Source organism: Streptomyces sp. NPDC058663, assembly GCF_042716745.1.
In the GTDB taxonomy this organism is placed as follows: domain Bacteria; phylum Actinomycetota; class Actinomycetes; order Streptomycetales; family Streptomycetaceae; genus Streptomyces.
In genome coordinates, this window is sequence record NZ_JBHXRV010000025.1 from 80,734 (window position 1) to 104,729 (window position 23,996).

Sequence of the window (23,996 nt, forward strand, 5' to 3'; positions counted from 1 at the left end):
GCGCGAGTCCAGCCTGTTCGTAAAGAGCAACGACCATTGCAACCTACGAACCGATGATCCGGTTGTCAATGTCCGTCCACTCCGGCAACATGGCCGAAACAATCGAGCAAGTCCCGTTCAAGCCCCAGTAGTTCGGGCGTGAGAGCAGCACGTCAGCACGCTTCGGTGCCGCCGCGTCGGCCCGCCGGGCCGCCCTTCGCAAACCCGCCGACCCTGGAAACCCACCCAAGGGCCTGTTGCGATCCGTCAAGTCGCCGTTACGCAGCGGCACCGACCATGCCCGCCGGGGGTGCCCCGTGAGGTGGGTGCCACGAGGAAAGAGGAGGCCCTGAGCCGCCGGAGCACCGCACTCCAGGCCCTGGTGGACAGCTCCCACGTCCTGGCGGGACTCCTTCACCGGAGCGTCGTCGTCCGCGCGGGCCTGCACCTCGGTCCCGAAGGCGGACACGGCGCGGAGGTGGATCCGCGCCAGGAGGTCCCGAAGGCGGACGTTGCGCGGAGGTGGGCCCGCGCCAGGAGTGGCACGTGTACGTCGTGCGGCTGTTGGCGGAGCCGCGCACGGGCCCTTACGCCCCGGCCGTCCTGCCGTCCCTCAGCCCCGGCGGGCCCTTCGTGCCGCCGCCGCCCGCAGCACCCGCTTTCCCTCGTCCGACTGGACCAGGACCGCCCGTAGGCCGTCGCCCTCGCCCGTGAGGAGGCCCAGCAGGCGTTCCTGGCGGCGCAGTTCGCCCGTGGCGAGCGGGCCGTCCTCGCGGCCGCCGTCCAGGTGGCGGTGTACGGCCAGGGCCGCCGCCGAGCACTCCCGCGCCCAGCGCCGCAGCTCCCCGGCCTCGTACACCTGCGGTACGTCGGCCGCGCGGCGCAGCGCACCGGCGGGGCCGAAGTCCGTCTCGCCGACGGCCGTGACGACCCCGGCGGCGGCCTCCCGCAGCCGGCCGAGCCAGGCCTCGCCGCCCTCCGCCGCCTCCCAGAGCGGGCGCAGCGCCGCCTCCGTGTCGACGCCGGACAGGCCGTCGGCACGGGGCAGGCCGTCGGCACCGCCGGACCCGCCGGACCAGGCAGCCCCGTCAGCCCCGGCAGACCCACCGGCCCCCGCGGGCCGGCTGCCGCCCACGTACTCCAGCAGCGGCAGGCAGCGGTCCAGGCAGGCGAGCGCGCTCACCGCGAGGCCGCGCTCGTCGGCGCGGTCCATCCGTTCCGTCAGTTCCCCCAGCGTCAGACTCACGCGTTCTCCTCGACACGACGGCACACACGACCAGGCGCGCACGACCCCGGCAGATGCGGCGGTCCGCCCGATGCGGACCCTCTGCCTCCGTCTGCGTACCGTGGCCGGATTACGTCACAGGCGGCCGCCCGGAACCCTCAGCGGCCGGTGCACCGCACGCGCCCCCGGAGCGTAACCGGGACCTCACCCGCCGGTACCCCCCTCGTCACCGAATCGTCACCCGGGCAGCACCGGCCGGCACCCGGGCGACGCCGCGACAGCACCCGGACACCGCCGGAACATCACTGCCGCTCCAGCCCCAGCGCGTCCAGGAACTGCCCGAAGAGCTCCTCCGCCACCGGATCGGCCTCCGACTTCAGCACCTCGACGAGCGGGCCGAGCTCCACGGTCCGGCCCGTCTCGACGGCCCACGACACGGCCTTCTCCGCCGCGTCCTCGGCCGACAGGAACAGGTCCTCCAGGAGCAGGCCGTCCGCCTGCAGGTATCCGGCCATCGCCGCCCGCCCGAGACAGGCGAACCACGAGCCGCCCTCCGGCGCGGCAGCCTCCACGACGACGCAGTCGCTGCCCATCACGAACGCGAACAGGGCCGGCGCCCCGGTGTCCCGGCACACACCGCGCGCCAGGGCGCCCATGTCGCCGACCTCCGGCTCGCTCGGCCGCTCCCACACCTGCCAGCCGCCCGCACGCTCGTCGTAGAGCGCGAGGTCGTCCCTGACCTCGGCCAATGCTTCCAGCTCCGAGAGCGGCCCGCTGGTCTTCCCTACGACGAAGTAACCCCAGAAACCCATTTGCTCCACTCCCCCCACGCGTTGACCTCAAGAGGCTCCAGCCTCACCCGGACGGAGCCCGAACGGTCAGTTGCGCACGTATCCACCACAGTCCTGGCACATTGTGCCCACACGACGGGGAGTCATGGCGCTCGGAAGGAGACTTGCGGCCCGGATCACACGCAGCCGCCGGGCCGCGCACCCCCTCCCACCTGGTACGGAGCGCATCGGATCGCTACTCCACGTCACCCGCCAGCCGCTTGAAGGCGTCCCAGTCGAGCGCCGGGTCACGCGGGTCCCACAGTTTCTGCGCGACTGCGCGCAGCGGCAGCCGGATGCCCTTGGCGACCTGGGCGGGGGTCTGCGCGTCGTGGTAGTCGCACCAGACCGCGAACTGCCCCCCGGTGATCTGCGCGTCGTAGCGGGCGGGCACGGATTCGCTGTGGCGCAGGACGCGCGGGGTCCACTCGTCGTAGATGCGGCGGCCCGTCGGGTACGTGAAGGCGTTGGGCTCGCCGAGCACGTAGTAGAGGTACTCGTCGTTGACGTTGAGGACCTTGCGGCCCTCCCTGAGGTATTCGAGGGGTTCGCGGGCGCCGATCTCCTTGCCGGTCCAGTACGCGACCTCGCGGGAGGTGGGGGCGTCCACGACGCCGCCCGCGAAATACCCGTCGTTCCAGGCCCGGATGCCGGTCTTGCCGTGCCGGGCGAGGACCGCGGCCCGGTCGTTCAGCCAGCCGGTCGCCAGGTCCTGCACCCGGGCCCGCGGCCCGTACTTCCGCTTGGCCTCGGCCGCCAGCCTCGGGTACGTGGCCTCCGGGTCGCTCACGGTGAGCGCGCGGTACTCGTCGCCGCCCAGGTGCCAGGCCGGGCCGGGGAAGAGCTCCGCGTACTCGGCGAGGAGTTCGTCGACGATCTCGGCGGCCCGGGGGTTGGCGAGGTCCACGGCGCCGCGCGAGGGCTTGCCCGCGGCGCTGCGGAGCTGGAGGCCGGGGTGGGCGGCGATGACCGCGCCCAGGTGTCCCGGCGAGTCGATCTCGGGGATCACCCGGATGTGCCGGGAGGCGGCGAGCGCGACGATGCGGCGGACCTCCGCCTTGGTGAGGCGGTCCTTGGAGACGATCTCCGGGTGCGAGGCGGACTCGATGCGGAAGCCCTGGTCGTCGGAGAAGTGCAGGCCGAACTCGTTCAGCTTGAGGTCGCCCATCTCGCGGATGCGGTCCTCGATCCAGCCGGCGTCGAAGTGCTTGCGGGCGGTGTCGAGCGCGAAACCGCGCCGGGGCTTGGCCGGGGCGTCCTTCAGCACGCCCTCCGCGAGCCCGCCGCCGGAGCGGACGGCCTGCTTGAGGGTGCGGGTGCCGTAGAAGACGCCCGCCTCGTCACCGCCGGTGATGCGGACCTTCCCGCCGGAGGTGGTGACGGTGTACGACTCGGGCGCGCCCGGCGCTCCCATGGCCAGCTCCACGTCCCCGGGGCGGGCCGCCACTCCCTGCGCGTACTTCTTCCTCAGCTCGCCCGCGAGGAGCCTGCCCTCGTCGGCGAGGGCGTTCTCGCTGCCCGCCGCGACGACGACCCGGGTGGCGGCGACGGGCCGCCACCCGGCGCCCTTGGCGGCCTTCACGTCCCGTACGAAGGGGATGGCGCGCGGCGGGCCGGTCACCGGACGGGCCGGGGAGGTGGTCGGTGTGGGCGGGGCGGGCGGTTTCGCGTCGTCGGGGGGCGGGGCGCCGCTGGCCCGGGTCGCCGCGGACGGGGTGGCGGCCTGCGACGCCGCGTGCGTGGGCTCGCGGTCGCCCTGGTCCGGCCAGGCGGCGACCGTCACCGTCGTCACGGCGGCGAGCGCGACGACGGTGCCGGAGACCAGCGCTCCGCGCGACACCGCCGTGCCCCGCCGGTGGGTGTGCCGACTGCCCGGCCTGTGCGTTCCTCGCGAATTACTCATACGTGACCAACTTTCACATGTGTCGCAAACTGCACTCAACCCGTCCGAACGTACGAGTCGCCATCCCAGAAGCCGTCTACACCGCGTGTACAAACCCTCTCGTTCTGATGAAATTCGCGCATCCGTAGGACACTCCCTTCCCCCTCTCGATAGCGTTTGCGGACCTGCTGTCCGCCCCCACCCGGCGCTCGGCCGCCTCCCCCACCCGAACAAAGGAAGCACGCTGCACCCCTCCGCCTCCCTGACAACGAGCGGCCGTGGCGGTACGTCGCCCCTGCCGGGTGCCCGGTCGTCACCGTCCGCGCTGGAGCGGTTCAACGCGGCCCCGGCGCACCTCGCCGAAGCCGTCCTGCACACCTGCTGCCGCAGCCGCCGCTGGGCCGAACGGCTGGCCGCACACCGCCCCTACCCCGACCGGGACGCGCTCCTCGCCGCCGCCGACGAGGCCTCGTACGACCTGTCCGTCGGTGAGGTGGCCGCCGCACTGGCCTGCGAGGACTCGCCCGGGCCCGGTGCGGACACGCCCCAGGCCGCACTCACCGCGCTGCGCGCCGCGCACGCCGCGTACGAGAGCCGTTTCGGGCACGCCTTCGTGATCTGCCTGGACGCCTGCGCCCCGCGGGAGCGGCTGGACCGGATCCTCGCCGAAATCCGCTCCCGGCTGGGCAACGAGCCCGACGAGGAGCGTGCGGTGGCCGCCGACGAGCTGCGCCGGCTGGCCCGCGGCCGGCTCGCCAGGGCCGTGGGGGCCTGGCCGGAATCCGGGTAGCCCGTCCGCGCCTTCCGGTAGCCCGTCCGTGCCTGTTTGATTGCCTGTTTGATCACACCGGAGGCCCCCGGGCGAGGGAACCGACAAGTCGTCGCTACGATGACCGGGGCCGGTGGACCGTACCCGGCCGGGTCAGACCGACATAACCAAGCCGGCCGACCCCAATCCCCGCTCCCGGAGGGTATTTCCGTGCCGGCTGGAACGCTGTATCGCGGCCGGGAAGGCATGTGGTCCTGGGTGGCTCATCGAGTCACCGGCGTCCTCATCTTCTTCTTCCTGTTCGTACACGTCCTCGACACCGCTCTCGTCCGCGTCTCCCCGGAGGCGTACGACGATGTCGTGGCAACCTACAAGACCCCGCTCGTCGCACTGCTCGAGTACGGACTTGTCGCCGCCATCCTGTTCCACGCGCTGAACGGCCTTCGGGTCATCGCCGTGGACTTCTGGTCCAAGGGCCCCCGCTACCAGAAGCAGATGCTCTGGACCGTGCTGGGCATCTGGATCGTGCTGATGGTCGGCGCCCTGTACCCCGTGCTCGGTCACGCCGTACGCGAAGTCTTCGGGAGCTGAGTCAAGAACATGTCCGCTGAGACCTCTTCCGCAGGCGTCGGCCCCGTCGAAGGCGTGAGCCTCTACGACGCCGACAACCCGGCGCCCGTCATCGAGCCCCCGCGCCAGCGCACCTCGAAGACGCCCCGCTCGACCCGCACGAACTTCGAGCTGTACGGCTGGCTGTTCATGCGCCTGTCCGGCATCGTGCTCGTCGTCCTCGTCATCGGCCACCTGCTGATCCAGCTGGTGCTCGACGGCGGCGTCAGCAAGATCGGCTTCGCCTTCGTGGCGGGCCGCTGGGCCTCGCCGTTCTGGCAGGCCTGGGACCTGATCATGCTGTGGCTGGCCATGCTGCACGGCGCCAACGGCCTGCGTACCGTCATCAACGACTACGCGGAGAAGCCGAAGACGCGCTTCTGGCTGAAGAACCTGCTGTACACCGCCACGGTGTTCACCGTCCTTCTGGGCACGCTGGTGATCTTCACCTTCGACCCGAACATCCGCTAGGCCCGGGGCTGAGGCAACCACTCATGAAGATTCACAAGTACGACACCGTCATCGTCGGCGCCGGTGGCGCGGGCATGCGCGCGGCCATCGAGTCGACCAAGCGCAGCCGCACCGCCGTGCTGACGAAGCTGTACCCCACCCGGTCCCACACGGGCGCCGCGCAGGGCGGCATGGCCGCCGCGCTGGCGAACGTGGAGGAGGACAACTGGGAGTGGCACACCTTCGACACGATCAAGGGCGGCGACTACCTGGTCGACCAGGACGCCGCCGAGATCCTGGCGAAGGAGGCCATCGACGCGGTCCTCGACCTGGAGAAGATGGGCCTGCCGTTCGGCCGCACGCCCCAGGGCCAGATCGACCAGCGCCGGTTCGGCGGTCACTCCCGCAACCACGGCGAGGCCCCCGTCCGCCGGTCCTGCTACTCGGGCGACCGCACCGGCCACATGATCCTCCAGACCCTCTACCAGAACTGCATCAAGGAGGGTGTGGAGTTCTTCAACGAGTTCTACGTCCTCGATCAGCTCATCGTGGAGGAGAACGGCGTCAAGAAGTCCGCGGGCGTCATCGCGTACGAGCTGGCCACCGGTGAGATCCACGTCTTCCAGTCCAAGTCGGTCATCTACGCCTCGGGCGGCACCGGCAAGTTCTTCAAGGTGACCTCCAACGCGCACACCCTGACCGGTGACGGCCAGGCCGCGTGCTACCGCCGCGGGCTCCCGCTGGAGGACATGGAGTTCTTCCAGTTCCACCCGACGGGCATCTGGCGCATGGGCATCCTGCTGACGGAGGGCGCCCGCGGTGAGGGCGGCATCCTCCGCAACAAGGACGGCGAGCGCTTCATGGAGAAGTACGCGCCTGTCATGAAGGACCTCGCGTCCCGTGACGTCGTGTCCCGCTCCATCTACACGGAGATCCGTGAGGGCCGCGGCTGCGGTCCCGAGGGCGACCACGTCTACCTCGACCTCACGCACCTGCCGCCGGAGCAGCTGGACGCCAAGCTGCCGGACATCACCGAGTTCGCCCGTACGTACCTCGGCATCGAGCCGTACACGGACCCGATCCCGATCCAGCCGACCGCGCACTACGCCATGGGCGGCATCCCGACGAACGTCAAGGGTGAGGTCCTTAGCGACAACACCACCGTCGTTCCGGGTCTGTACGCCGCCGGCGAGGTCGCCTGCGTCTCGGTGCACGGCGCCAACCGCCTGGGCACCAACTCGCTGCTCGACATCAACGTCTTCGGCAAGCGGGCCGGCATCGCCGCCGCCGAGTACAGCCACTCCACCGACTTCGTCGAGCTGCCGGAGAACCCGGCCCAGCTCGTCGTCGACCAGGTCGAGCGGCTGCGCAACTCCACCGGCACCGAGCGCGTGGCCACGCTCCGCCTGGAGCTGCAGGAGACGATGGACGCCAACGTCATGGTGTTCCGCACCGAGCAGACGATCAAGACGGCCGTCGAGAAGATCGCCGAGCTGCGCGAGCGCTACCTGAACGTGTCCGTCCAGGACAAGGGCAAGCGGTTCAACACGGACCTCCTCGAAGCCATCGAGCTGGGCAACCTGCTCGACCTGGCCGAGGTCATGGCCGTGTCCGCGCTGGCGCGCAAGGAGTCCCGCGGCGGTCACTACCGCGAGGACTTCCCGACCCGCGACGACGTCAACTTCATGCGCCACACCATGGCGTACCGCGAGGTCGCGGCCGACGGCACCGAGTCGATCCGGCTCGACTACAAGCCGGTCGTCCAGACCCGCTACCAGCCGATGGAGCGTAAGTACTGATGGCTACCCCGACGATGGACAAGGTGGAGAAGGACGGCAAGGGCGCGCCCGAGCCCGGCTTCGCCGACTCTCCGTACATCAAGGTCACCTTCCGGATCCGCCGCTTCAACCCCGAGGTGTCCGAGGACGCCGAGTGGCAGGACTTCGAGGTCGAGATGGACCCGAAGGAGCGTGTCCTCGACGCGCTCCACAAGATCAAGTGGGACCAGGACGGCACGCTGACGTTCCGCCGGTCCTGCGCGCACGGCATCTGCGGTTCGGACGCCATGCGGATCAACGGCAAGAACAGGCTCGCCTGCAAGACGCTGATCAAGGACATCAACCCGCAGAAGCCGATCACGGTCGAGGCCATCAAGGGCCTGACGGTCCTCAAGGACCTGATCGTGGACATGGAGCCGTTCTTCCAGGCCTACCGCGACGTGATGCCCTTCCTGATCACCAAGGGCAACGAGCCGACCCGCGAGCGCCTGCAGTCCGCCGAGGACCGCGAGCGCTTCGACGACACCACCAAGTGCATCCTGTGCGCCGCGTGCACGTCCTCGTGCCCGGTGTTCTGGAACGACGGCCAGTACTTCGGCCCGGCGGCGATCGTCAACGCGCACCGCTTCATCTTCGACAGCCGTGACGAGGGTGGCGAGCAGCGGCTCGAGATCCTCAACGACAAGGACGGTGTGTGGCGCTGCCGCACCACGTTCAACTGCACGGACGCCTGCCCGCGTGGCATCGAGGTCACCAAGGCGATCCAGGAAGTGAAGCGTGCGCTGATCACGCGCCGCTTCTGACGCTTCCCGCGGCCCGCGGCTTCTGACGCTTCCCGGGGCTTCTGACGCTTCCCGCGGCCCGCGCACGAGGGCCCGTCCCCGTACTTCTCGTACGGGGACGGGCCCTCGTGCCATGTCGGCGGCGCTCTCGCGGACGGGCCCCTAGATGCGGCTGAGTTCCCACAGGCGCCAGATGCCGGTGCCGTCCGAGAGGTACTGGACGCCGCCGATGTGGCTCTGGCTGAGCACGTAGTCCTTGCTCTGCCACAGCGGCGCCAGCGGCACGTCCCGGGCGACGATCCGGTGCATCGCCTTGAAGTCCTCGACGGCGTCGCCGCGGTTGGAGGCGCCCTGGGTGCGGACGATCAGCTTCTCGATCTGCGGGTTGGCGTAGCCGTTGGCGTAGGAGTTGTCCTTGCCGATGAGCGCCTGGCTGAAGTTGTCAGGGTCGGGGAAGTCGGCGACCCAGCCGACGTTGTACGCGTCGAACTCGCCCGCCTTGTAGCCCTTCTGGAACTCCTCCCACTCGTCCTTGCGGACGAGCTGGACGGAGAAGAGACCGTCGGCCTCCAGCTGCTTCTTCAGCTCCTCGGCCTCCGGTTGCGTCGCGCCGCCCTTGGCGTAGGCGAGCGTGAACCTCACCGGCAGGTCCACGCCGGCCTCCGTGAGCTCCGCCCTGGCCCTGGCCGGGCTCAGTTTGGAGTTGGCGTCGAAGAAGGGGGTGCCGTGGCCGGGGATGCCCTTGGGGATGGCGTCGTAGAGCGGGTCGACGGTGTTGTGGTAGACGTCGCGCGCCAGCTGCGGCCGGTTGATCAGGTACGACACGGCCCGGCGGACCGGCGCCGCGGCGAACGGCGAGTTCTGGCGGACGTTGAAGACCATGTTGCGGACCTCGGATGCCTCGACCTCGCTGATCCGCACGTTGGGATCGCCCACGGCGAGGCCGGCGAGCGTCCTGGGCGGCAGCTGCCGGTGGGTGACGTCGACCTCCTTGGCCTCCCACGCCTGCTGGAGGGCCTCGGACTCGTCGTAGTAGCGCACGTCGACCGGCTGCCCGGCCTTCGGCACGGCGCCCCTGTACCGGGGGTTGGGGGCGAGGTGCGCGACCTTGCCCTTCTCGTACGACGTCACCACGTACGGTCCCGATCCGTCGGCCCCGGCGTCCTGGCGTTCGCCCTGCGCCGGGTACTTGGTGCGGTCGACGATGGCGCCCGCGCCGGAGGCCACCTTGAAGGGGAAGGTGGCGTCCCCGGAACGCAGGTTGAAGGTGATCCTTCTGCCGTCCACGGTGACCGACCTGAGCGCGGTGAAGAGCGAACGGGGACCCTCGTCGGGCTTGTTGCGCAGGATGCGGTCGAAGCTGAACTTGACGTCGTCGGCGGTGACCTGCCCGCCGTGGGAGAAGGTCAGGTCGTCCCGCAGCTCGCACTGGTACGTCATCAGTTTCTGGCCGACGAACCGGCAGCTCTTCGCCGCGTCGGGGGTCGGCTCCGAGGAACCGGTCCTGAGTGTCAGGAGCGACTGGTAGAGGTTGCTGTACAGCGCCCAGGAACCGGCGTCGTACGCCCAGGCCGGGTCGAGCGAGGTCACCTTGTCCGTCGTGCCGACCCTGATCGGTACGGCCTCGTCGTCGCCCGAGGGGAGCAGCTGCCATCCCCCGACCGCCGCGGCGGCCACCACGGCCGCGGTGACGACGATGCGCAGGCGGATGGAACCGGTCGACCGCATGTGAGCTGCTCTCCTCGCAGTGCCCCGCCCAGGGGTACGGCGGAAGCGCACACGCCCACCCCACGATTCATTCACCTAATCACACGAATTGGGGCTGAGGAAGGGTCCAAGTGGCCTGTGTGGAGGGAGTGGTGGCGTCGGGTCTGCCTGGAATCAGGCGTTCCGTGAGGCGAGCTGGACGAGGGTGATGTCGGACGGGGCGCCGACCCGGACCGGCGGGCCCCAGGCACCGGCGCCGCGCGAGACGTAGAGCTGGGTGTCGCCGTAGCTCTCGAGCCCCGCCACGGTCGGGTTGGCGAGCGCGGCGAGAAGGTTGCCCGGCCAGAGCTGGCCGCCGTGGGTGTGGCCGGACAGCTGGAGGTCGACGCCGTGTTGTACGGCCTGGTGGATCTGCACCGGCTGGTGGGCGAGCAGCACGGAGGCACGGGTGCGGTCGCGGTCGCCCAGGGCCGCGGTGAAGTCCGGGCCCTGGCCGAAGGGCTCGCCACCGACGTCGTTGACCCCGGCGAGGTCGAAGCCGGGAATCTCCACGCGGGCGTTCTCCAGCGGGCGCAGGCCGAGTTCGCGGAGGTGGTCGAGCCAGGGGGCGGCGCCCACGTAGTACTCGTGGTTGCCGGTGACGAAGAAGCTGCCGTGCCGGGCGCGGAGCCGGGCGAGCGGCTCGGCGGCGCTGCCGAGGTCGGTGACGCTGCCGTCGACCAGGTCGCCGACGACGGCGATCAGGTCGGGCTGGGTGGAGTTGATGGTGTCCACGATGCGCCGGGTGTGGGCGTGGCCGAGGATCGGGCCGAGGTGGATGTCGCTGACGACGGCGATCCGGTAGCCGTGGGCGGAGCGCGGGAGGCGGGCCAGGGGCACGGTGACGCGCTGCACGCGGGGGCCCCTGAGGACGTTGTGCGTGCCGTACGCGACGGTGCCCAGCGCGGCGGTGGTGGCGGCGGCACCGACGATCCGCGAGACGAAGAGGCGGCGGGAGGGGTGGGGCGCGGGCGGGCCGGGCACGGGGGCGCTTGGGGCGGGGCTGGCGGGCGCGGGCGCGCTCGGGGTGGGAGCGGCGGGCCCGGGCAAGCTCGGCACGGGCGCGGGCGCACTGGCGGGCGTGCGGGGCGTGCGGAGGAGGAAGGGGCGGACCGCCTCCGTGGCCAGGAGGGCCAGGGCCAGGTAGAGGAGGACGGCGAGCCAGAGGTGGCCGGGCCAGGCCAGTACCTGCTGGAGCCAGAAGGGGGCGCCGAGCGGGCCGGAGGTCACCGCGGCGACGGACAGCAGCGGGAGCACGGTCACGGCGGCCGCTCCGGCCCTGCGTATCCGGCGGCCCCGGGGGCCGGGCCCGGTGGTGTCCCGCACCAGGGCTTCCAGACGTACCAGTGGACCGCGGCGAGCAGGGCGAGGACGCAGACGGCGATCAGGACGGCCACCACGGTCACGGCAGTCCCCTCAAGCCTGTTCGCGGCGCAGGGTCCGCAGCGAACGGAACCCGATCACGCCGATGCCCGTCCCCAGGAGAAAGGACGTCACGGCGAGCAGCAGGTGGACCCAGAAGTACGCGGTCGGGTCGCCCGCGTCGTCGAAGGCGAGTCCGCTTCCGTCCTTCATCAAATTTTTGACGAAAGTGATCCAGATGAGCCAGCTCCAGACGCCGAAGGCGAGCAGGAACCAGGACAGCGTGCGGTTGAGCTTCATGCGCTCAGTATCGCCGTCGTCCGGGGCCGGGGCTGAGCGGGGTGCCGGGGCGGGCGGGCCTGACGGGGTGTCCGGGATATCCGTGGGCGCAGGGTCGTCCGGGGCGGCAGGGGCCGCCGGGGTCGGTGGGTTTGGGCTGTCCCGGCGGCTGTTGCGGCGGGTCAGGCGCACGGTGACGGGAGGCGGGGCGCAGCCCTGTACGTTCACGTCCGTGTCTGCCGTGAAACGGACCGCCCTCGCGGTCACCTCCGCCCTGCTGCTGCCCGCGATCCTCGTCGTTCCGGCCGCCCGCGCCGACGACAAGTCCCCCAAGTCGGACGACAAGCCCAAGCCCCCGGCGTCGATGTCGGCGGTCGGCGGCGAGCGGCTCGGCAAGCCGGGCACGCAGGTCAACCTCGCCCCTGGCGTTCCGGTGCTGCCCAAGGCGCTGTCCGGGCGCTCCTGGCTGGTGGCGGACGCGGAGAGCGGTGAGGTGCTGGCAGCGCACAACGCGCACTGGCGGCTCGCCCCGGCGTCCACGCTGAAGATGCTGTTCGCGGACACGGTGCTGCCCCGGCTGCCCAAGGACCAGGTCTACAAGGTGAAGCCCAGGGACCTTCAGGACATGGGCGAGGGCGGCAGCTCGGTGGGCGTCAAGGAGGACCTTCCGTACAAGGTGCACGACCTGTGGCTCGGGGTGTTCCTCAGGTCGGGCAACGACGCCGTGCGCGTCCTGACCGCGATGAACGGCGGCCTGGCCAAGACGGTCGCCGACATGAACGCGCACGCCCGGGAGCTGCAGGCCGTGGACACCCGGGTGGTGTCCCCCGACGGTTACGACGCCCCCGGCCAGGTCTCCAGCGCGTACGACCTCACGCTGATCGCCCGCTCCGGAATGCAGAAGAAGGACTTCCGGGAGTACGCGTCGACCGTGCGCGCCAAGTTCCCCGGCGCGATGGGGTCCGACGGCAAGCGGGAGACGTTCGACATCCAGAGCACCAACCGGCTGATGACGGGCGAGGACGACGTGACGCCCTACCCCGGCATCGCGGGCGTCAAGAACGGCAACACCAGTCACGCGGGGGCCACCTTCACCGGGGTCGCCCAGCGCGGCGAGCGGGTGCTGCTGGTCACCGTGATGAACCCGCAGTCCGACGAGAGGCAGGCGGTCTACAGGGAGTCCGCCCAACTGCTGGACTGGGGTTTCCTGGCGTCGGGGAAGGTGAAGCCGGTCGGTGAGCTGGTGGCGCCGCGCTCGGTGGACGTGTCCTCCGGCAAGAACGCCCCGCCGGCCGCGAAGAAGAGCGCGGCGCCGGTGGTGAAGGTGGCCGCCGTCGAGGAGAGCTCCAGCGGGATGGGGATCGCGCTGGCGGTGGCGGGCGGGGTGCTGCTGGTGCTGGCCGGTGCGGTGTTCCTGGTCAACCGGCGGTGGCCGGTGCCGGCGCTCCGTCGTCTGCCTCGTCGCTGACCTGCTCGGAGGGTGCGTGTCGTGCCGCCGTCCAGGCGGCGCAGCACAGCATCAGCTTGGCGGTGAAGTTGATCCACAGGAGGAGGGCGACGGGGACGCCGAAGGCCCCGTACATGCTCTTGGAGGCGACTCCGCTCATGTAGCCGCCGAGCAGCATCTTGAGGAGCTCGAAGCCGACCGCGCCGATCAGCGCGGCGGTGATGAGCCGGTGCCGCTCGGGGTGGACGCCGGGCAGCAGTGTCAGGACGTACAGCAGGAGCAGGAAGTCCGCGCCGACGGCGACCAGCAGGGCCGCGATCCGCAGCAGGACGCCGCCGGCGCCGGACTCCGGGATGTCGAGGGCGCGGGCGGTCCAGCCGACCGCGGTGGAGCCGACGGCGGAGGCGAGCAGCGAGGCGAGCCCGGCGGCGCCGAGGCCGAGCAGGACGCCTCCGTCCTTGGCCTTGCGCAGGACCGGGTTGCCCTCGTCGGAGTCGTCCAGCTCCCAGACGGCGCGCAGGCATTCGCGCATCGAGCCGACCCAGCCGATGCCGGTGAACAGCAGCAGCGCGCCGGCGACGAGGCCGACGGTGCCGGCGTTGGCGATCAGCGCGTCGATGTCGAGCTGGTCGGAGATGCCGGGGACCTGTTCGGCGATCTTCGACTTGAGGTCGGCGATCTGCTGCTCGCTGAGGAAGGCCGCGCCGACCGCGGCACCGACCGTGATCAGCGGGAAGAGCGCAAGGAAGCTGATGAAGGTGATCGCCGCGGCGAGCCTGCTCCAGTGCGCCCGGTCGAGGGTCTCGTACGTGCGCCAGGCGTGCGTGCCCGTCAGCCGGGTGAACAGCGGCCCGATGAGCGGGAGGTTTTTCAGCCAGTCCATGCTCTTTGTCTACCTGCCTGCCGGTGTGTACGGAAAAACATCGGGCGTGTACCCCGGAATCGGCGGCGCGCTCCACGCCGGACCCGACCCGTTGCGGGGCCGGTTCACACTCCGGCGACCGTCAGGCCGTACATCGCCGCCCACACCAGTCCGGTGAGCAGCAGGCCCCTGTCGTGCAGGAGTACGTCCTCGGGTGCGCCCGCGGTGCCGCGCTCCGCGTAGAGGGCGTAGCGCAGGACTCCGACGACGAAGGCGGCGGTGGAGAGTTCGCGCCAGGGCAGCAGTCCGGCGGTGGCGGCGGGGCCGCTCTCCAGGGCCCAGAGGCAGTAGCCGAGGACGGCGGCCCCGGCGGCGAGTTGCCAGACGAAGCGCAGATAGCCGGTGGTGTACTGGCCGAGCAGGGCGCGGGTTTCACCCTTTCGGGGGCTGTCGGCGAGTTGTACGGCTTCGGAGTAGCGCTTGGCCGCGACGACGAACAGGGCGCCGAAGCCGGTGGTGAGCAGGAACCACCGGGACAGCGGGATGCCCAGCGCCACTCCGCCGGTCGTCGCGCGCATCAGGAAGCCGGTGGCGACGACGATCAGGTCGACGACGAGGACGTGCTTCAGGCGCAGGCAGTAGGCCAGTTGCAGGACGAGGTAGGCGGTCAGCAGGGCCGCGGTGAGCGGGTTGCACAGGAGGGCTGCGGCGGAGAGCGTGAGGACGGCGAGCAGCGCGCCGGTGGCGTGTGCGACGGGGACGGGGACCTGCCCCGCGGCGACCGGGCGGCGGCACTTGACCGGGTGGGCGCGGTCGGCTTCGGCGTCCAGGGCGTCGTTGACCAGGTAGACGGCCGACGCGGCGGCGGTGAACAGGGCGAAGACCAGGGCGAGCTGGAGGGCGGCGGACCGGGAGAAGAGTTCGCCCGCGGCGGCGGGGGCGGCCACCACGAGGCTGTTCTTGATCCACTGCCGGGGCCGCGCGGTGCGCAGGAGCCCCAGCGGCAGGCGGAGCGGGCGCGGGGGGCGGCGCTGCGGGGGGAGGGTGGCGGCACCCTCGGGCCCCTTCGCCCGCCCCTGCTCCCGCTGCTTGACCTCCCGCCGCTCCTCCTCCCCCTGCTCCCGTTGCTGCTCCCGCAGGCGCACGCCGCTTCGGTCCGGCAACTCAGCGGCCCTTCCCGGCGGAGGCCGGGGCCATCCACCCTGCACCGAGCCGGGCGGTGAGCCCGCCGAGCAGGGCGCCCGCCGCCACGTCGCTCGGGTAGTGCACGCCGACGACGAGACGCGAGAGGCACATCGCGGTGGCCAGTGGCACCACCGTGCGGTGCCCCGCCGGGACCAGCGATCCGAGCGCGACGGCGGCGGCAGCCGCGGAGGCAGCGTGCGAGCTGGGGAAGGAGTGCGGGCCGAGGGTGCTCACCAGGGGCCGCCTGCCGGTGGGTTCGGGGCGCGGGCGGCGGACCGTGTGCTTGATGCCCAGGCTGACCGCGTGGGCCGCGCCGATCAGCGCCGTACCGCGCAGCCAGCTGCCGCGCCGGCCCGGGTCCACGGCCGCGCCGAGGAGTCCGGCGGCCAGCCACAGGGCGCCGTGCTCGCCGCTGTGGGAGAGCGCGCGGGCGGCGGCCGCCACGCGGGGGTCGGCGCCTCGGTCGCGCATCGCGGCCAGCAGCCGCGTGTCCACTTGTCGCATCCGTCACCCCAGGAACTCGGCGGGCGTGGCCCGGCGGGCACACCGAGGGGCGAGCCTTGTCGAGAAAATGCCAATATTCATGACATTTTGATATGACACTCCCTTAACCACCCGTTCCGCCGAAACATCGTTTATCTCAGCAAACAAGGGCGCTTCGGGCGATACCGTCGCGCCCATGTCTGACACCTCCACAGCCGAGAGCGACGCGCTCGCCGACGATCCGTTCCGTTCCGTGACCGGCTGGGGCCGCACCGCCCCGACGACCGCGCTGGTGGTCCGCCCCCGCAGTTACGAGGAGGCGGCCGACGCGGTGCGCGGCTGCGGGCCGCGCGGGGGGATCGCCCGGGGGCTCGGCCGGGCGTACGGCGACGCCGCGCAGAACGCGGGCGGCTCGGTCCTCGACATGACCGGGCTCGACCGCATCCGCTCGGTCGACGTGGCGGCCGGGGAGGTGGTGTGCGACGCGGGGGTGAGCCTGCACCGGCTGATGCGGGTGCTGCTGCCGCTGGGCTGGTTCGTCCCCGTGACCCCCGGCACCCGGTACGTGACGGTGGGCGGTGCGATCGGCGCGGACATCCACGGCAAGAACCACCACGTCTCGGGCGGCTTCGCCCGGCACGTGCGGTCGCTGGAGCTGTTGTGTGCGGACGGGGAGGTGCGGACGGTGCTGCCGGGCACCGACCTGTTCGACGCGACGGCCGGCGGCATGGGCCTGACCGGGGTGATCCTGTCGGCGACCGTGCGGCTCCTGCCGGTCGGGACCTCATGGGTGTCCGTCCAGACGGAGCGGGCCGCCGACCTCGACGACCTGATGGCCAGAATGACCGCCACCGACCGTCTGCACCGCTACTCGGTGGCCTGGATCGACCTGCTCGCCAAGGGCGCCGCACGGGGTCGCTCCGTCCTGACCCGCGGCGATCACGCCCCGCTGGACGCCCTGCCGCCGAGGGCCCGCAGGCACCCGCTGGTGTTCCGCCCCGGCCGGCTGCCCGCCGCGCCCGCCTTCGTCCCCGAGGGGCTGCTCGGCAGGCAGTCGGTGGGCCTTTTCAACGCGTTCTGGTACCGGCGGGCGCCACTGCACCGGACCGGCGAGCTCCAGAAGATCTCCGCCTTCTTCCACCCGCTGGACGGGGTCCCGCACTGGAACCGGATCTACGGCCGCAGCGGCTTCGTCCAGTACCAGTTCGTCGTGCCGTACGGGCAGGAGGAGGTGCTGCGGCGGATCGTCGAGCGGATCTCGCGGCGCGGCTGCCCGTCCTTCCTGGCGGTGCTCAAACGGTTCGGCGACGCCGACCCCGGCTGGCTGTCCTTCCCGGTGCCCGGCTGGTCGCTCGCCCTGGACATTCCGGCGGGGCTGCCGCGCCTCGGTCCCTTCCTCGACGAGCTCGACGAGGAGGTGGTCGCCGCCGGCGGGCGCGTCTACCTGGCCAAGGACTCCCGGGTGCGGCCCCAGACGCTCGCCGCGATGTACCCGCGGCTGGAGGAGTTCCGTGCACTGCGCGCCGAACTGGACCCGCGCGGGGTCTTCACCTCGGACCTGTCCCGCCGCCTCGGCCTCTAGTCCGCTCGCCCCCCACCCCCCGGATCAAAGGAGCCCCTCGTGAAGGATGCCTTCGGCGCCCCGCAGTCCCTGCTCGTCCTCGGCGGTACGTCCGAGATCGCGCTGGCCACCGCACGCCGGCTGATCGCCCGGCGCACCCGCACCGTGTGGCTGGCGGGCCGCCCGTCCCCCGCCCTGGACACGGCTGCCCGACAGCTCGGGGAGCTCGGCGCGGACGTCCGTACCGTCGCCTTCGACGCGCTGGACAGCGCCTCGCACGAGGAGGTGCTCGGCAAGGTCTTCACCGAGGGCGACATCGACATGGTGCTGCTGGCCTTCGGGGTGCTCGGCGACCAGTACCACGACGAGGCCGACCCGATGGCCGCCGTACGGGTCGCCCAGACCAACTACACGGGGGCCGTCTCGGCCGGCCTGGTGTGCGCGAACGCCCTCCAGGGCCAGGGCCACGGTTCGCTGGTCGTGCTGTCCTCGGTGGCCGGTGAGCGGGCCCGCCGCGCGAACTTCATCTACGGCTCCAGCAAGGCGGGCCTGGACGCCTTCTGCCAGGGCCTGGGCGACGCGCTGCAGGGGACGGGCGTGCACGTGATGGTGGTCAGGCCCGGTTTCGTCCGGACGAGGATGACGGAGGGCCTGGATGAGGCTCCGCTGGCCACCACCCCCGGGGAGGTGGCGCTGGCCATCGAGAAGGGGCTGCGCCGCCGGGCGGAGGTGGTGTGGGTGCCGGGGGCACTGCGCGCGGTGATGACCGCGCTGCGCCACGTGCCCCGGCCCCTCTTCCGGCGGCTGCCGGTGTAGGAACGCGGACAGGCGCTAGTTCAGCGCGGGAGTGCCCTGCGGCAGCCCCTGGGGCGGTACGCCGCCCGCCGTGCCGCCGCCGAAGGCGTAGTCGCAGAGCTTGCGCCACACGCCGTCGGCCCCCTGCTCGTACAGGGCGAAGGACACGCACGACCACTCGGCGGTGTACGAGGACAGTTCCTCGTACGCCCGGTCCATGCCCTCCTCGCTGATCCCGTGCGCCACCGTGACGTGCGGGTGGTACGGGAACTGGAGCTCGCGCACCAGCGGCCCCGAGGCGTCGCGGACCCGCTTCTGCAGCCAGGCGCAGGCCGCCGCGCCCTCGACGACCTTCACGAAGACGACCGGCGAGAGCGGCCGGAAGGTGCCGGTGCCGGAGAGCCGCATCGGGAAGGGGCGCACCGAATCGGCCAGCGCGGCCAGGTGTACCTCCACCGCGGGCAGCGCGTCCGCGTCGATCTCCGTCGGCGGCAGCAGCGTGACATGGGTGGGAATGCCGTGTGCGGCAGGGTCCCCGAAGGCCGCGCGCCGCTCCTGGAGCAGGCTGCCGTACGGCTCCGGGACCGCGATCGAAACGCCGAGCGTTACGGTCCCCACGTCGTTCTCCTCCGTCGTCGGTACGGGTCGGTGCTTGGTGCTGTCGCAGTGCAGTGTGGCGGTCGCAGGCCCTTCGGGGCCAGAGCCCAAGGTCCGGAGCCTGTGTGACCTGCGTCCGCCGTCCGGTGGTGCGGAGCGGTTCAGTGCTTCGCGGGCAGGAAACCGATCCGGTCGTAGGCCTGCGCCAGGGTCTCGGCGGCGACCGCGCGGGCCTTCTCCGCGCCCTTGGCGAGGATCTGGTCCAGCGTCTCCGGGTCGTCCAGGTATTCCTGGGTGCGGCTCCTGAACGGCGTGACGAAGTCCACCATCAGTTCGGCGAGGTCGGTCTTCAGGGCGCCGTACATCTTGCCCTCGTACGCGGCCTCCAGCTCGGCGACGCTCTTGCCGGTGAGGGTGGCCGAGATGGTGAGCAGGTTGGAGACACCGGGCTTGTTCACCGGGTCGAACCGGATGACGGTGTCGGTGTCGGTGACCGCGCTCTTGACCTTCTTCGCGGTGGCCTTGGGCTCGTCGAGCAGGTTGATGAGGCCCTTCGGCGTCGACGCCGACTTGCTCATCTTGATCGTCGGTTCCTGGAGGTCGTAGATCTTCGCCGTCTCCTTGAGGATGTACGGCTCCGGGACGGTGAAGGTCTCGCCGAGGCGGGTGTTGAAGCGCATCGCGAGGTCGCGGGTCAGCTCGATGTGCTGGCGCTGGTCCTCGCCGACCGGGACCTGGTTCGCCTGGTAGAGCAGGATGTCGGCGACCTGGAGGACCGGGTACGTGAAGAGGCCGACGGTGGTGCGGTCGGAGCCCTGCTTGGCGGACTTGTCCTTGAACTGCGTCATCCGGGACGCCTCGCCGAAGCCGGTGAGGCAGTTCATCACCCAGCCGAGCTGGGCGTGCTCGGGGACGTGGCTCTGCACGAAGAGGGTGCAGCGCTCCGGGTTCAGCCCCGCGGCCAGCAGCTGGGCCGCGGCGAGGCGGGTGTTGGCACGCAGCTCGGCGGGGTCCTGCGGGACGGTGATGGCGTGCAGGTCCACGACCATGTAGAAGGCGTCGTGCGTCTCCTGGAGGGCCACCCACTGGCGCACGGCGCCGAGGTAGTTGCCGAGGTGGAACGAGCCTGCGGTGGGCTGGATACCGGAAAGCACACGGGGTCGAGAGGCCATGCCCCCATTCTCTCAGGTGCCCGGCGCCCGCTTCGCCTCCCCCCACGCGCCCGGGCGGGTCCCGCGGACGCCCCGGCGGGCCGGCCGCGGGAGGTGCCGGTGGCGCCCCGGCGGGTCGGCCGCGGGAGGTGCCCGTGGCACCCCGGCGGGCCTGGCGCGGGAGGTGCCCGTGGCGGCAAGGTTTCCGCGCCCTCCCGCTGACCGACGATAGAAAGGGGTGCCGTTCGCGCCCCGCACCGGACGCCTTGTACCGACGATCGGAGTTCCCGTGTCGACATCGGATGCCACTGCCACGGACAGCGCCACCGCCACCACCACCGCCGGCGCCACCGCCGCCGCCCTCGCTTCCGCCGAGGCGCACAGCGCGCACAACTACCACCCCCTGCCCGTCGTGGTCGCCGAGGCGGAGGGCGCGTGGATGACGGACGTGGAGGGCCGCCGTTACCTCGACATGCTCGCCGGCTACTCCGCCCTCAACTTCGGCCACGGAAACCGCCGCCTGCTCGACGCCGCCAGGGCCCAGCTGGAGAAAGTGACGCTCACCTCCCGCGCCTTCCACCACGACCGGTTCGCCGCCTTCTGCACTGAGCTCGCCGAGCTGTGCGGCATGGAGATGGTCCTGCCGATGAACACCGGCGCGGAGGCCGTGGAGACCGCCGTGAAGACCGCCCGCAAGTGGGGCTACCGGGTCAAGGGCGTGCCCGACGGGCGGGCCCGCATCATCGTCGCGTCCGACAACTTCCACGGCCGTACGACGACCATCGTCAGCTTCTCCACCGACCCGGAGGCCCGCGCCGACTACGGCCCCTACACCCCCGGCTTCGACATCGTCCCGTACGGCGACCTGGCCGCCCTGGAGCAGGCGATGACCGAGGACACGGTCGCCGTCCTGCTGGAGCCCATCCAGGGCGAGGCGGGCGTCCTGGTGCCGCCGGCCGGTTACCTCGCGGGCGTACGGGAGCTGACCCGGGCGCGGAACGTGCTGTTCGTCGCGGACGAGATCCAGTCCGGCCTCGGCCGCACCGGCAGGACCTTCGCCTGCGAGCACGAGGGGGTCGTCCCCGACGTGTACGTACTGGGCAAGGCACTCGGCGGCGGTGTGGTGCCGGTGTCGGCGGTGGTCTCATCGGCGGACGTGCTCGGGGTGTTCAAGCCCGGTGAGCACGGCTCCACCTTCGGCGGGAACCCGCTGGCCTGCGCGGTCGCGCTGGAAGTGATCGCGATGCTGCGCGGCGGCGAGTTCCAGCAGCGGGCCACCGAGCTCGGCGACCACCTGCACCGCGAGCTGAACCTGCTGGCCGGCGACGGCGCGGTGCGGGCGGTGCGCGGGCGCGGCCTGTGGGCCGGCGTCGACATCGATCCGGCGGTGGGCACGGGCCGGCAGATCTCCGAGCGGCTCATGGAGCGGCGCGTCCTGGTCAAGGACACCCACGGCTCGACCATCCGGATCGCCCCGCCGCTGGTGATCAGCAAGGAGGACCTGGACTGGGGCCTGGACCAGCTCCGGGCGGTACTGGGCGGGTAGGGCCGCCCGGCGGACGCACGGGCGGCGGGGGTACGTGTCGGCGGTACGTGTGCAGAGGGCGCGCCCCGCCTGCGCCGCCTGCGCCGCCTGCGCCGTCAGAGGATGACGTGCGGCAGGAAGCGGGCGTACTCGTCGGTGACCAGGCCGGCCGACTCCCGGATGCCGAGCCCCGCCGCCTCGTCCTCGACCACCCAGGCGCCCAGCACCGTGCGGTTGCCGTCGAAGTCGGGCAGCGGGGCCAGCTCCTGGTAGCAGACCGGCCCCTGTGCGGGCCCGGGCGCCGGGGTGCCGGCCTCGTGGACGGTGACTCCGGCGCCCTCGCGGCCGAGCAGCGGCTTGACGACGTAGCCGGGGCCGTCCGCCGCGGCCAGCTCGCGGGGTCCGTCGAGGTAGGAGGCGAGCAGGTTGGGGTGGCCGGGGTAGAGCTCCCAGAGGACGGCCAGCAGCGCCTTGTTGGACAGCAGCATCTTCCAGGCGGGCTCGATCCAGCAGGTGGTGCCGGTGCCGCCGCCGTTGTCGAGGGTGGACAGCACGTGCGGGCCGAACCGGTCGGTGGCCAGCCACTCCCACGGGTAGAGCTTGAAGCAGGCGCGGACGAAGCGGAGCTTCTCGTCGACGAAGCGCCGCGAGAGCCGGTCCCAGCCGATCTGCTCGACGGAGATGGCCTCGGTGCGGATACCGGCCTGCTCGGCGGTCTCGCGCAGATAGGCGACCGTCATCAGGTCCTCGCCGAGCTCGTCGCCCTCGGAGTGCGCGAAGTGCAGCAGCCCCGGCGGCAGCAGCTTCGCCTGCCGCTTCCAGGCGTCGACGAGGCGCTCGTGCAGCGAGTTCCACTGGTCGGCGCCGGGGAACAGCTCCTCCATCCAGAACCACTGCGGACTGGCCGCCTCCACCAGCGAGGTCGGGGTGTCGGCGTTGTACTCCAGCATCTTGGCGGGACCACTGCCGTCGTAGCGCAGGTCGAACCGCCCGTACAGGGAGGGGAGTTCGGCCCGGCGCCGCCAGGACTCACCGATCAGCCGCGCCAGCTCGGGGTCGGTGATGCCGAGGTCGGCGAACCGGTCGTGGGCGACGATGTGCTCGGCAGCCGCCAGGCACATCCCGTGCAGCTCCTCGACGACCTCTTCGAGCGCCTCGACCTCGGGCAGCGTGAAGGAGTAGTAGGCGCTCTCGTCCCAGTACGGGCGCAGGGAGTCGTCCGGGTAGCGGGTCAGCGGATAGATGACCCCCTGCTCCTCGACGATCCGCTGCCAGTCGGGGCGGGGGGCGATGGTGTGGCGCTTCATGATCCGTGGGGCACCGTTCGTCCGTACTGCTTCGCTCTGTTTCGCTGCCCGGTCTCTGCGCGTACGGCCTGTCCGGGGACGGCGCTACGCGTACGGGGCCGTGCTCGGTCCCTCCGCATACGGGCGCCGCGGGTGGACGGCCGCTCCGGGTACGGGGACCGCTCCGGGTACGGGGACCGCTCCGGGTACGGGGACCGCTCAGCCGCCGCCGGATCCTGAGCAGCCGAAGCCGCCGCGGTCGACCGCCTTCTTGTCGAAGCTGCCGCCCGAGACGCGGCCGTTGCTGGCGGAGCCGCCGTAGTAGTAGGCGCCGTGGCCCGCGCTGCTGCCACTGTGGCCGCCGCCGTCGTCGTCGCACTTGTAGTTGGGCAGCTCTTTCTGCGTGACCGGGTCCACGCACCGCTTGTCCGGTTCGGAACCGCAGGCGGACAGCGTCAGGGCGAGCATTCCCATGCCGCCGAGCACTACCGTGCTGGACCTCAGTTTGCGCCGTGCCATGCCCGGCCACTCCCCCGTTGTGCCTCGCTGCTCGCTCTGGACCGTCGACAGACTAGAGGCCCGTCAGGCGCAGTGGAACTCCGGTGCGAGGTGAAGGAACGCACTCGTACCAAGTGGGGTGGTTTGCCCCCGCGGAAGCACCAGCCCGATGGATGGTTTATTATTCATCTATGCGCGGGAATTTCACCCCGCCTCCCCCTACTGCCCCGGCCGGTCTCCCCCGTCCGGCCGGGGCTCCAGCTCTTCCGTGCGACATCGTGCGGCCTCGTGGGTCCTCCGAGGTTCGCGCGGCCGGGTGATCCACGAGTGGCGGCAGTGCCCGAGGGGGCGCGGGCTCGTTGCAGACGGCGTGAACACGACTGCGAGCCCCTCCCACATACTGCCCACTCCGGCCCCGCTCCCGATCCGCACCCGTCGTGGCCCGGCGGGCCGCGGCACCGCACGGCCCCTGCCGCCGGGCACTCCGCGGGCTCCACAGACTTCGCGGACTCCACAGGCCCCACAGACTTCGCGGACTCCACGGACTCCGCAGGTGATCGCTTCCTGTCGTACCGAGGGCGCCACTCTCCAGCTCGCCGTCGAGGGCGAGATCGACCACTTCTCGGCCGCCCCGCTGAGCGCGCTGCTCGCCTCGGCCGCCTCGTTCGGGCACACCCGCCTGGTGGTCGACGCGTCCCGGGTGACCTTCTGCGACTCCGGCTTCCTGAACGCGCTGGTGGCCTGGCGGCGCGGCGGGCGGCGGCTGGTGCTCGCCGCCGCTTCGGCAGCCGTCCGGCGGCTGCTGGTCGCCACCCGGAGCGGGAGGCTGCTGAGCGAGGAGGCGCGCCGGTGAGGCGCCGCTGAGGTCCCACGAGCCGCCGCCGGTCCGGTACGACCACGTACGGGACCGGAGCC

22 protein-coding genes and 1 pseudogene are annotated in these 23,996 nt (G+C 71.7%); 10 read left to right on the forward strand and 13 right to left on the reverse strand.

From position 1 onward, the window contains the following. Positions 1-592: 592 nt before the first annotated feature. The 3 genes from ACFWVV_RS19755 to ACFWVV_RS19765 all read right to left on the reverse strand — a co-directional run bounded on the left by ACFWVV_RS19755 (position 593) and on the right by ACFWVV_RS19765 (position 3,937). Complete coding sequence (locus tag ACFWVV_RS19755; protein WP_384352415.1) at positions 593-1,225, reverse strand: hypothetical protein; 633 nt, start codon at positions 1,223-1,225, stop codon at positions 593-595. Positions 1,226-1,506: 281 nt separating this feature from the next. After that, the gene (locus ACFWVV_RS19760) at positions 1,507-2,016 is read right to left on the reverse strand and encodes a hypothetical protein (RefSeq protein ID WP_384352418.1); all 510 of its coding nucleotides are present in this window, start codon (positions 2,014-2,016) and stop codon (positions 1,507-1,509) included. Between the two features lie 214 nt (positions 2,017-2,230). Beyond that, a complete protein-coding gene (locus ACFWVV_RS19765) occupies positions 2,231-3,937 on the reverse strand; it encodes a glycoside hydrolase family 20 protein (protein ID WP_384352421.1) in 1,707 nt (568 codons plus the stop codon). A gap of 241 nt (positions 3,938-4,178) precedes the next feature. On the opposite strand from ACFWVV_RS19765, the gene ACFWVV_RS19770 reads away from it, so the two are divergent. The 5 genes from ACFWVV_RS19770 (at position 4,179) to ACFWVV_RS19790 (ending at position 8,325) form a co-directional block, all read left to right on the forward strand. Further along, entirely contained in the window at positions 4,179-4,706 is a 528-nt protein-coding gene (locus ACFWVV_RS19770; RefSeq protein WP_384352523.1) for a 2-oxo-4-hydroxy-4-carboxy-5-ureidoimidazoline decarboxylase, read from the forward strand. Between the two features lie 189 nt (positions 4,707-4,895). Beyond that, positions 4,896-5,276, forward strand: coding sequence for a succinate dehydrogenase, cytochrome b556 subunit (gene sdhC / locus ACFWVV_RS19775; RefSeq protein WP_347122242.1), 381 nt, complete (start codon positions 4,896-4,898; stop codon positions 5,274-5,276). Between the two features lie 9 nt (positions 5,277-5,285). After that, complete coding sequence (locus ACFWVV_RS19780; protein ID WP_384352424.1) at positions 5,286-5,765, forward strand: succinate dehydrogenase hydrophobic membrane anchor subunit; 480 nt, start codon at positions 5,286-5,288, stop codon at positions 5,763-5,765. Positions 5,766-5,788: 23 nt separating this feature from the next. Further along, positions 5,789-7,543, forward strand: coding sequence for a succinate dehydrogenase flavoprotein subunit (gene sdhA, locus ACFWVV_RS19785; RefSeq protein ID WP_384352427.1), 1,755 nt, complete (start codon positions 5,789-5,791; stop codon positions 7,541-7,543). Beyond that, on the forward strand, positions 7,543-8,325 hold the full coding sequence (locus ACFWVV_RS19790; RefSeq protein WP_384352430.1) for a succinate dehydrogenase iron-sulfur subunit: 783 nt from the start codon (positions 7,543-7,545) through the stop codon (positions 8,323-8,325). The genes sdhA and ACFWVV_RS19790 overlap by 1 nt, the downstream gene beginning before the upstream one ends. 141 nt (positions 8,326-8,466) lie before the next feature. Here ACFWVV_RS19790 and ACFWVV_RS19795 read toward each other — a convergent pair whose 3' ends face one another. The 3 genes and pseudogenes from ACFWVV_RS19795 to ACFWVV_RS19805 form a co-directional block, all read right to left on the reverse strand. Beyond that, positions 8,467-10,032 carry an ABC transporter substrate-binding protein gene (locus tag ACFWVV_RS19795; protein WP_384352433.1) on the reverse strand — a complete coding sequence of 522 codons (1,566 nt, stop codon included), beginning with the start codon at positions 10,030-10,032 and terminating at the stop codon, positions 8,467-8,469. 153 nt (positions 10,033-10,185) lie between these two features. After that, positions 10,186-11,450 (reverse strand): annotated as a pseudogene (locus tag ACFWVV_RS19800) (metallophosphoesterase). Positions 11,451-11,466: 16 nt separating this feature from the next. After that, positions 11,467-11,712 (reverse strand): SCO4848 family membrane protein, encoded by a 246-nt coding sequence (locus ACFWVV_RS19805; protein ID WP_384352436.1) that lies wholly within the window; start codon positions 11,710-11,712, stop codon positions 11,467-11,469. A gap of 343 nt (positions 11,713-12,055) precedes the next feature. Between ACFWVV_RS19805 and ACFWVV_RS19810 the strand changes: the two genes are divergently transcribed. Beyond that, a complete protein-coding gene (locus tag ACFWVV_RS19810) occupies positions 12,056-13,159 on the forward strand; it encodes a D-alanyl-D-alanine carboxypeptidase family protein (RefSeq protein ID WP_384352525.1) in 1,104 nt (367 codons plus the stop codon). On the opposite strand, the gene ACFWVV_RS19815 is transcribed toward ACFWVV_RS19810, so the two are convergent. From ACFWVV_RS19815 to ACFWVV_RS19825, 3 genes are all read right to left on the reverse strand, one after another. Then, positions 13,110-14,021, reverse strand: coding sequence for a YihY/virulence factor BrkB family protein (locus ACFWVV_RS19815; protein ID WP_384352438.1), 912 nt, complete (start codon positions 14,019-14,021; stop codon positions 13,110-13,112). The genes ACFWVV_RS19810 and ACFWVV_RS19815 overlap by 50 nt on opposite strands. Before the next feature lie 104 nt (positions 14,022-14,125). Then, entirely contained in the window at positions 14,126-15,007 is an 882-nt protein-coding gene (locus ACFWVV_RS19820; protein WP_384352528.1) for a decaprenyl-phosphate phosphoribosyltransferase, read from the reverse strand. Positions 15,008-15,164: 157 nt separating this feature from the next. Further along, the gene (locus ACFWVV_RS19825) at positions 15,165-15,689 is read right to left on the reverse strand and encodes a phosphatase PAP2 family protein (RefSeq protein ID WP_384352440.1); all 525 of its coding nucleotides are present in this window, start codon (positions 15,687-15,689) and stop codon (positions 15,165-15,167) included. Between the two features lie 175 nt (positions 15,690-15,864). On the opposite strand from ACFWVV_RS19825, the gene ACFWVV_RS19830 reads away from it, so the two are divergent. Continuing rightward, positions 15,865-17,250, forward strand: a complete 1,386-nt coding sequence (locus tag ACFWVV_RS19830; RefSeq protein ID WP_384352443.1) for an FAD-binding oxidoreductase — start codon at positions 15,865-15,867, stop codon at positions 17,248-17,250. A gap of 39 nt (positions 17,251-17,289) precedes the next feature. Further along, the gene (locus tag ACFWVV_RS19835) at positions 17,290-18,045 is read left to right on the forward strand and encodes a decaprenylphospho-beta-D-erythro-pentofuranosid-2-ulose 2-reductase (protein WP_384352446.1); all 756 of its coding nucleotides are present in this window, start codon (positions 17,290-17,292) and stop codon (positions 18,043-18,045) included. Positions 18,046-18,060: 15 nt separating this feature from the next. On the opposite strand, the gene ACFWVV_RS19840 is transcribed toward ACFWVV_RS19835, so the two are convergent. Both ACFWVV_RS19840 and trpS read right to left on the reverse strand, forming a co-directional pair. After that, complete coding sequence (locus ACFWVV_RS19840) at positions 18,061-18,642, reverse strand: 2'-5' RNA ligase family protein (RefSeq protein ID WP_384352449.1); 582 nt, start codon at positions 18,640-18,642, stop codon at positions 18,061-18,063. Positions 18,643-18,782: 140 nt separating this feature from the next. Beyond that, positions 18,783-19,793, reverse strand: a complete 1,011-nt coding sequence (gene trpS, locus ACFWVV_RS19845; RefSeq protein WP_384352452.1) for a tryptophan--tRNA ligase — start codon at positions 19,791-19,793, stop codon at positions 18,783-18,785. A 268-nt stretch (positions 19,794-20,061) separates the two neighbouring features. Between trpS and rocD the strand changes: the two genes are divergently transcribed. Further along, positions 20,062-21,318, forward strand: a complete 1,257-nt coding sequence (gene rocD / locus ACFWVV_RS19850; RefSeq protein ID WP_384352455.1) for an ornithine--oxo-acid transaminase — start codon at positions 20,062-20,064, stop codon at positions 21,316-21,318. A gap of 95 nt (positions 21,319-21,413) precedes the next feature. On the opposite strand, the gene ACFWVV_RS19855 is transcribed toward rocD, so the two are convergent. Next, the gene (locus ACFWVV_RS19855; RefSeq protein ID WP_384352457.1) at positions 21,414-22,604 is read right to left on the reverse strand and encodes a glutathionylspermidine synthase family protein; all 1,191 of its coding nucleotides are present in this window, start codon (positions 22,602-22,604) and stop codon (positions 21,414-21,416) included. A gap of 198 nt (positions 22,605-22,802) precedes the next feature. Then, on the reverse strand, positions 22,803-23,102 hold the full coding sequence (locus tag ACFWVV_RS19860; protein ID WP_384352460.1) for a hypothetical protein: 300 nt from the start codon (positions 23,100-23,102) through the stop codon (positions 22,803-22,805). 532 nt (positions 23,103-23,634) lie between these two features. Between ACFWVV_RS19860 and ACFWVV_RS19865 the strand changes: the two genes are divergently transcribed. After that, positions 23,635-23,934 carry an STAS domain-containing protein gene (locus tag ACFWVV_RS19865; RefSeq protein WP_384352463.1) on the forward strand — a complete coding sequence of 100 codons (300 nt, stop codon included), beginning with the start codon at positions 23,635-23,637 and terminating at the stop codon, positions 23,932-23,934. Positions 23,935-23,996 lie beyond the last annotated feature (62 nt).

Coding starts and splice junctions, on each gene's coding strand:
- ACFWVV_RS19780 (WP_384352424.1), top strand. CDS start 5,286: ATGTCCGCTGAGACCTCTTCCGCAGGCGTCGGCCCCGTCGAAGGCGTG.
- ACFWVV_RS19860 (WP_384352460.1), bottom strand. CDS start 23,102: ATGGCACGGCGCAAACTGAGGTCCAGCACGGTAGTGCTCGGCGGCATG.
- ACFWVV_RS19810 (WP_384352525.1), top strand. CDS start 12,056: ATGTCGGCGGTCGGCGGCGAGCGGCTCGGCAAGCCGGGCACGCAGGTC.
- ACFWVV_RS19830 (WP_384352443.1), top strand. CDS start 15,865: ATGTCTGACACCTCCACAGCCGAGAGCGACGCGCTCGCCGACGATCCG.
- ACFWVV_RS19815 (WP_384352438.1), bottom strand. CDS start 14,021: ATGGACTGGCTGAAAAACCTCCCGCTCATCGGGCCGCTGTTCACCCGG.
- ACFWVV_RS19760 (WP_384352418.1), bottom strand. CDS start 2,016: ATGGGTTTCTGGGGTTACTTCGTCGTAGGGAAGACCAGCGGGCCGCTC.
- ACFWVV_RS19855 (WP_384352457.1), bottom strand. CDS start 22,604: ATGAAGCGCCACACCATCGCCCCCCGCCCCGACTGGCAGCGGATCGTC.
- ACFWVV_RS19805 (WP_384352436.1), bottom strand. CDS start 11,712: ATGAAGCTCAACCGCACGCTGTCCTGGTTCCTGCTCGCCTTCGGCGTC.
- ACFWVV_RS19765 (WP_384352421.1), bottom strand. CDS start 3,937: ATGAGTAATTCGCGAGGAACGCACAGGCCGGGCAGTCGGCACACCCAC.
- trpS (WP_384352452.1), bottom strand. CDS start 19,793: ATGGCCTCTCGACCCCGTGTGCTTTCCGGTATCCAGCCCACCGCAGGC.
- ACFWVV_RS19795 (WP_384352433.1), bottom strand. CDS start 10,032: ATGCGGTCGACCGGTTCCATCCGCCTGCGCATCGTCGTCACCGCGGCC.
- sdhA (WP_384352427.1), top strand. CDS start 5,789: ATGAAGATTCACAAGTACGACACCGTCATCGTCGGCGCCGGTGGCGCG.
- ACFWVV_RS19790 (WP_384352430.1), top strand. CDS start 7,543: ATGGCTACCCCGACGATGGACAAGGTGGAGAAGGACGGCAAGGGCGCG.
- ACFWVV_RS19825 (WP_384352440.1), bottom strand. CDS start 15,689: ATGCGACAAGTGGACACGCGGCTGCTGGCCGCGATGCGCGACCGAGGC.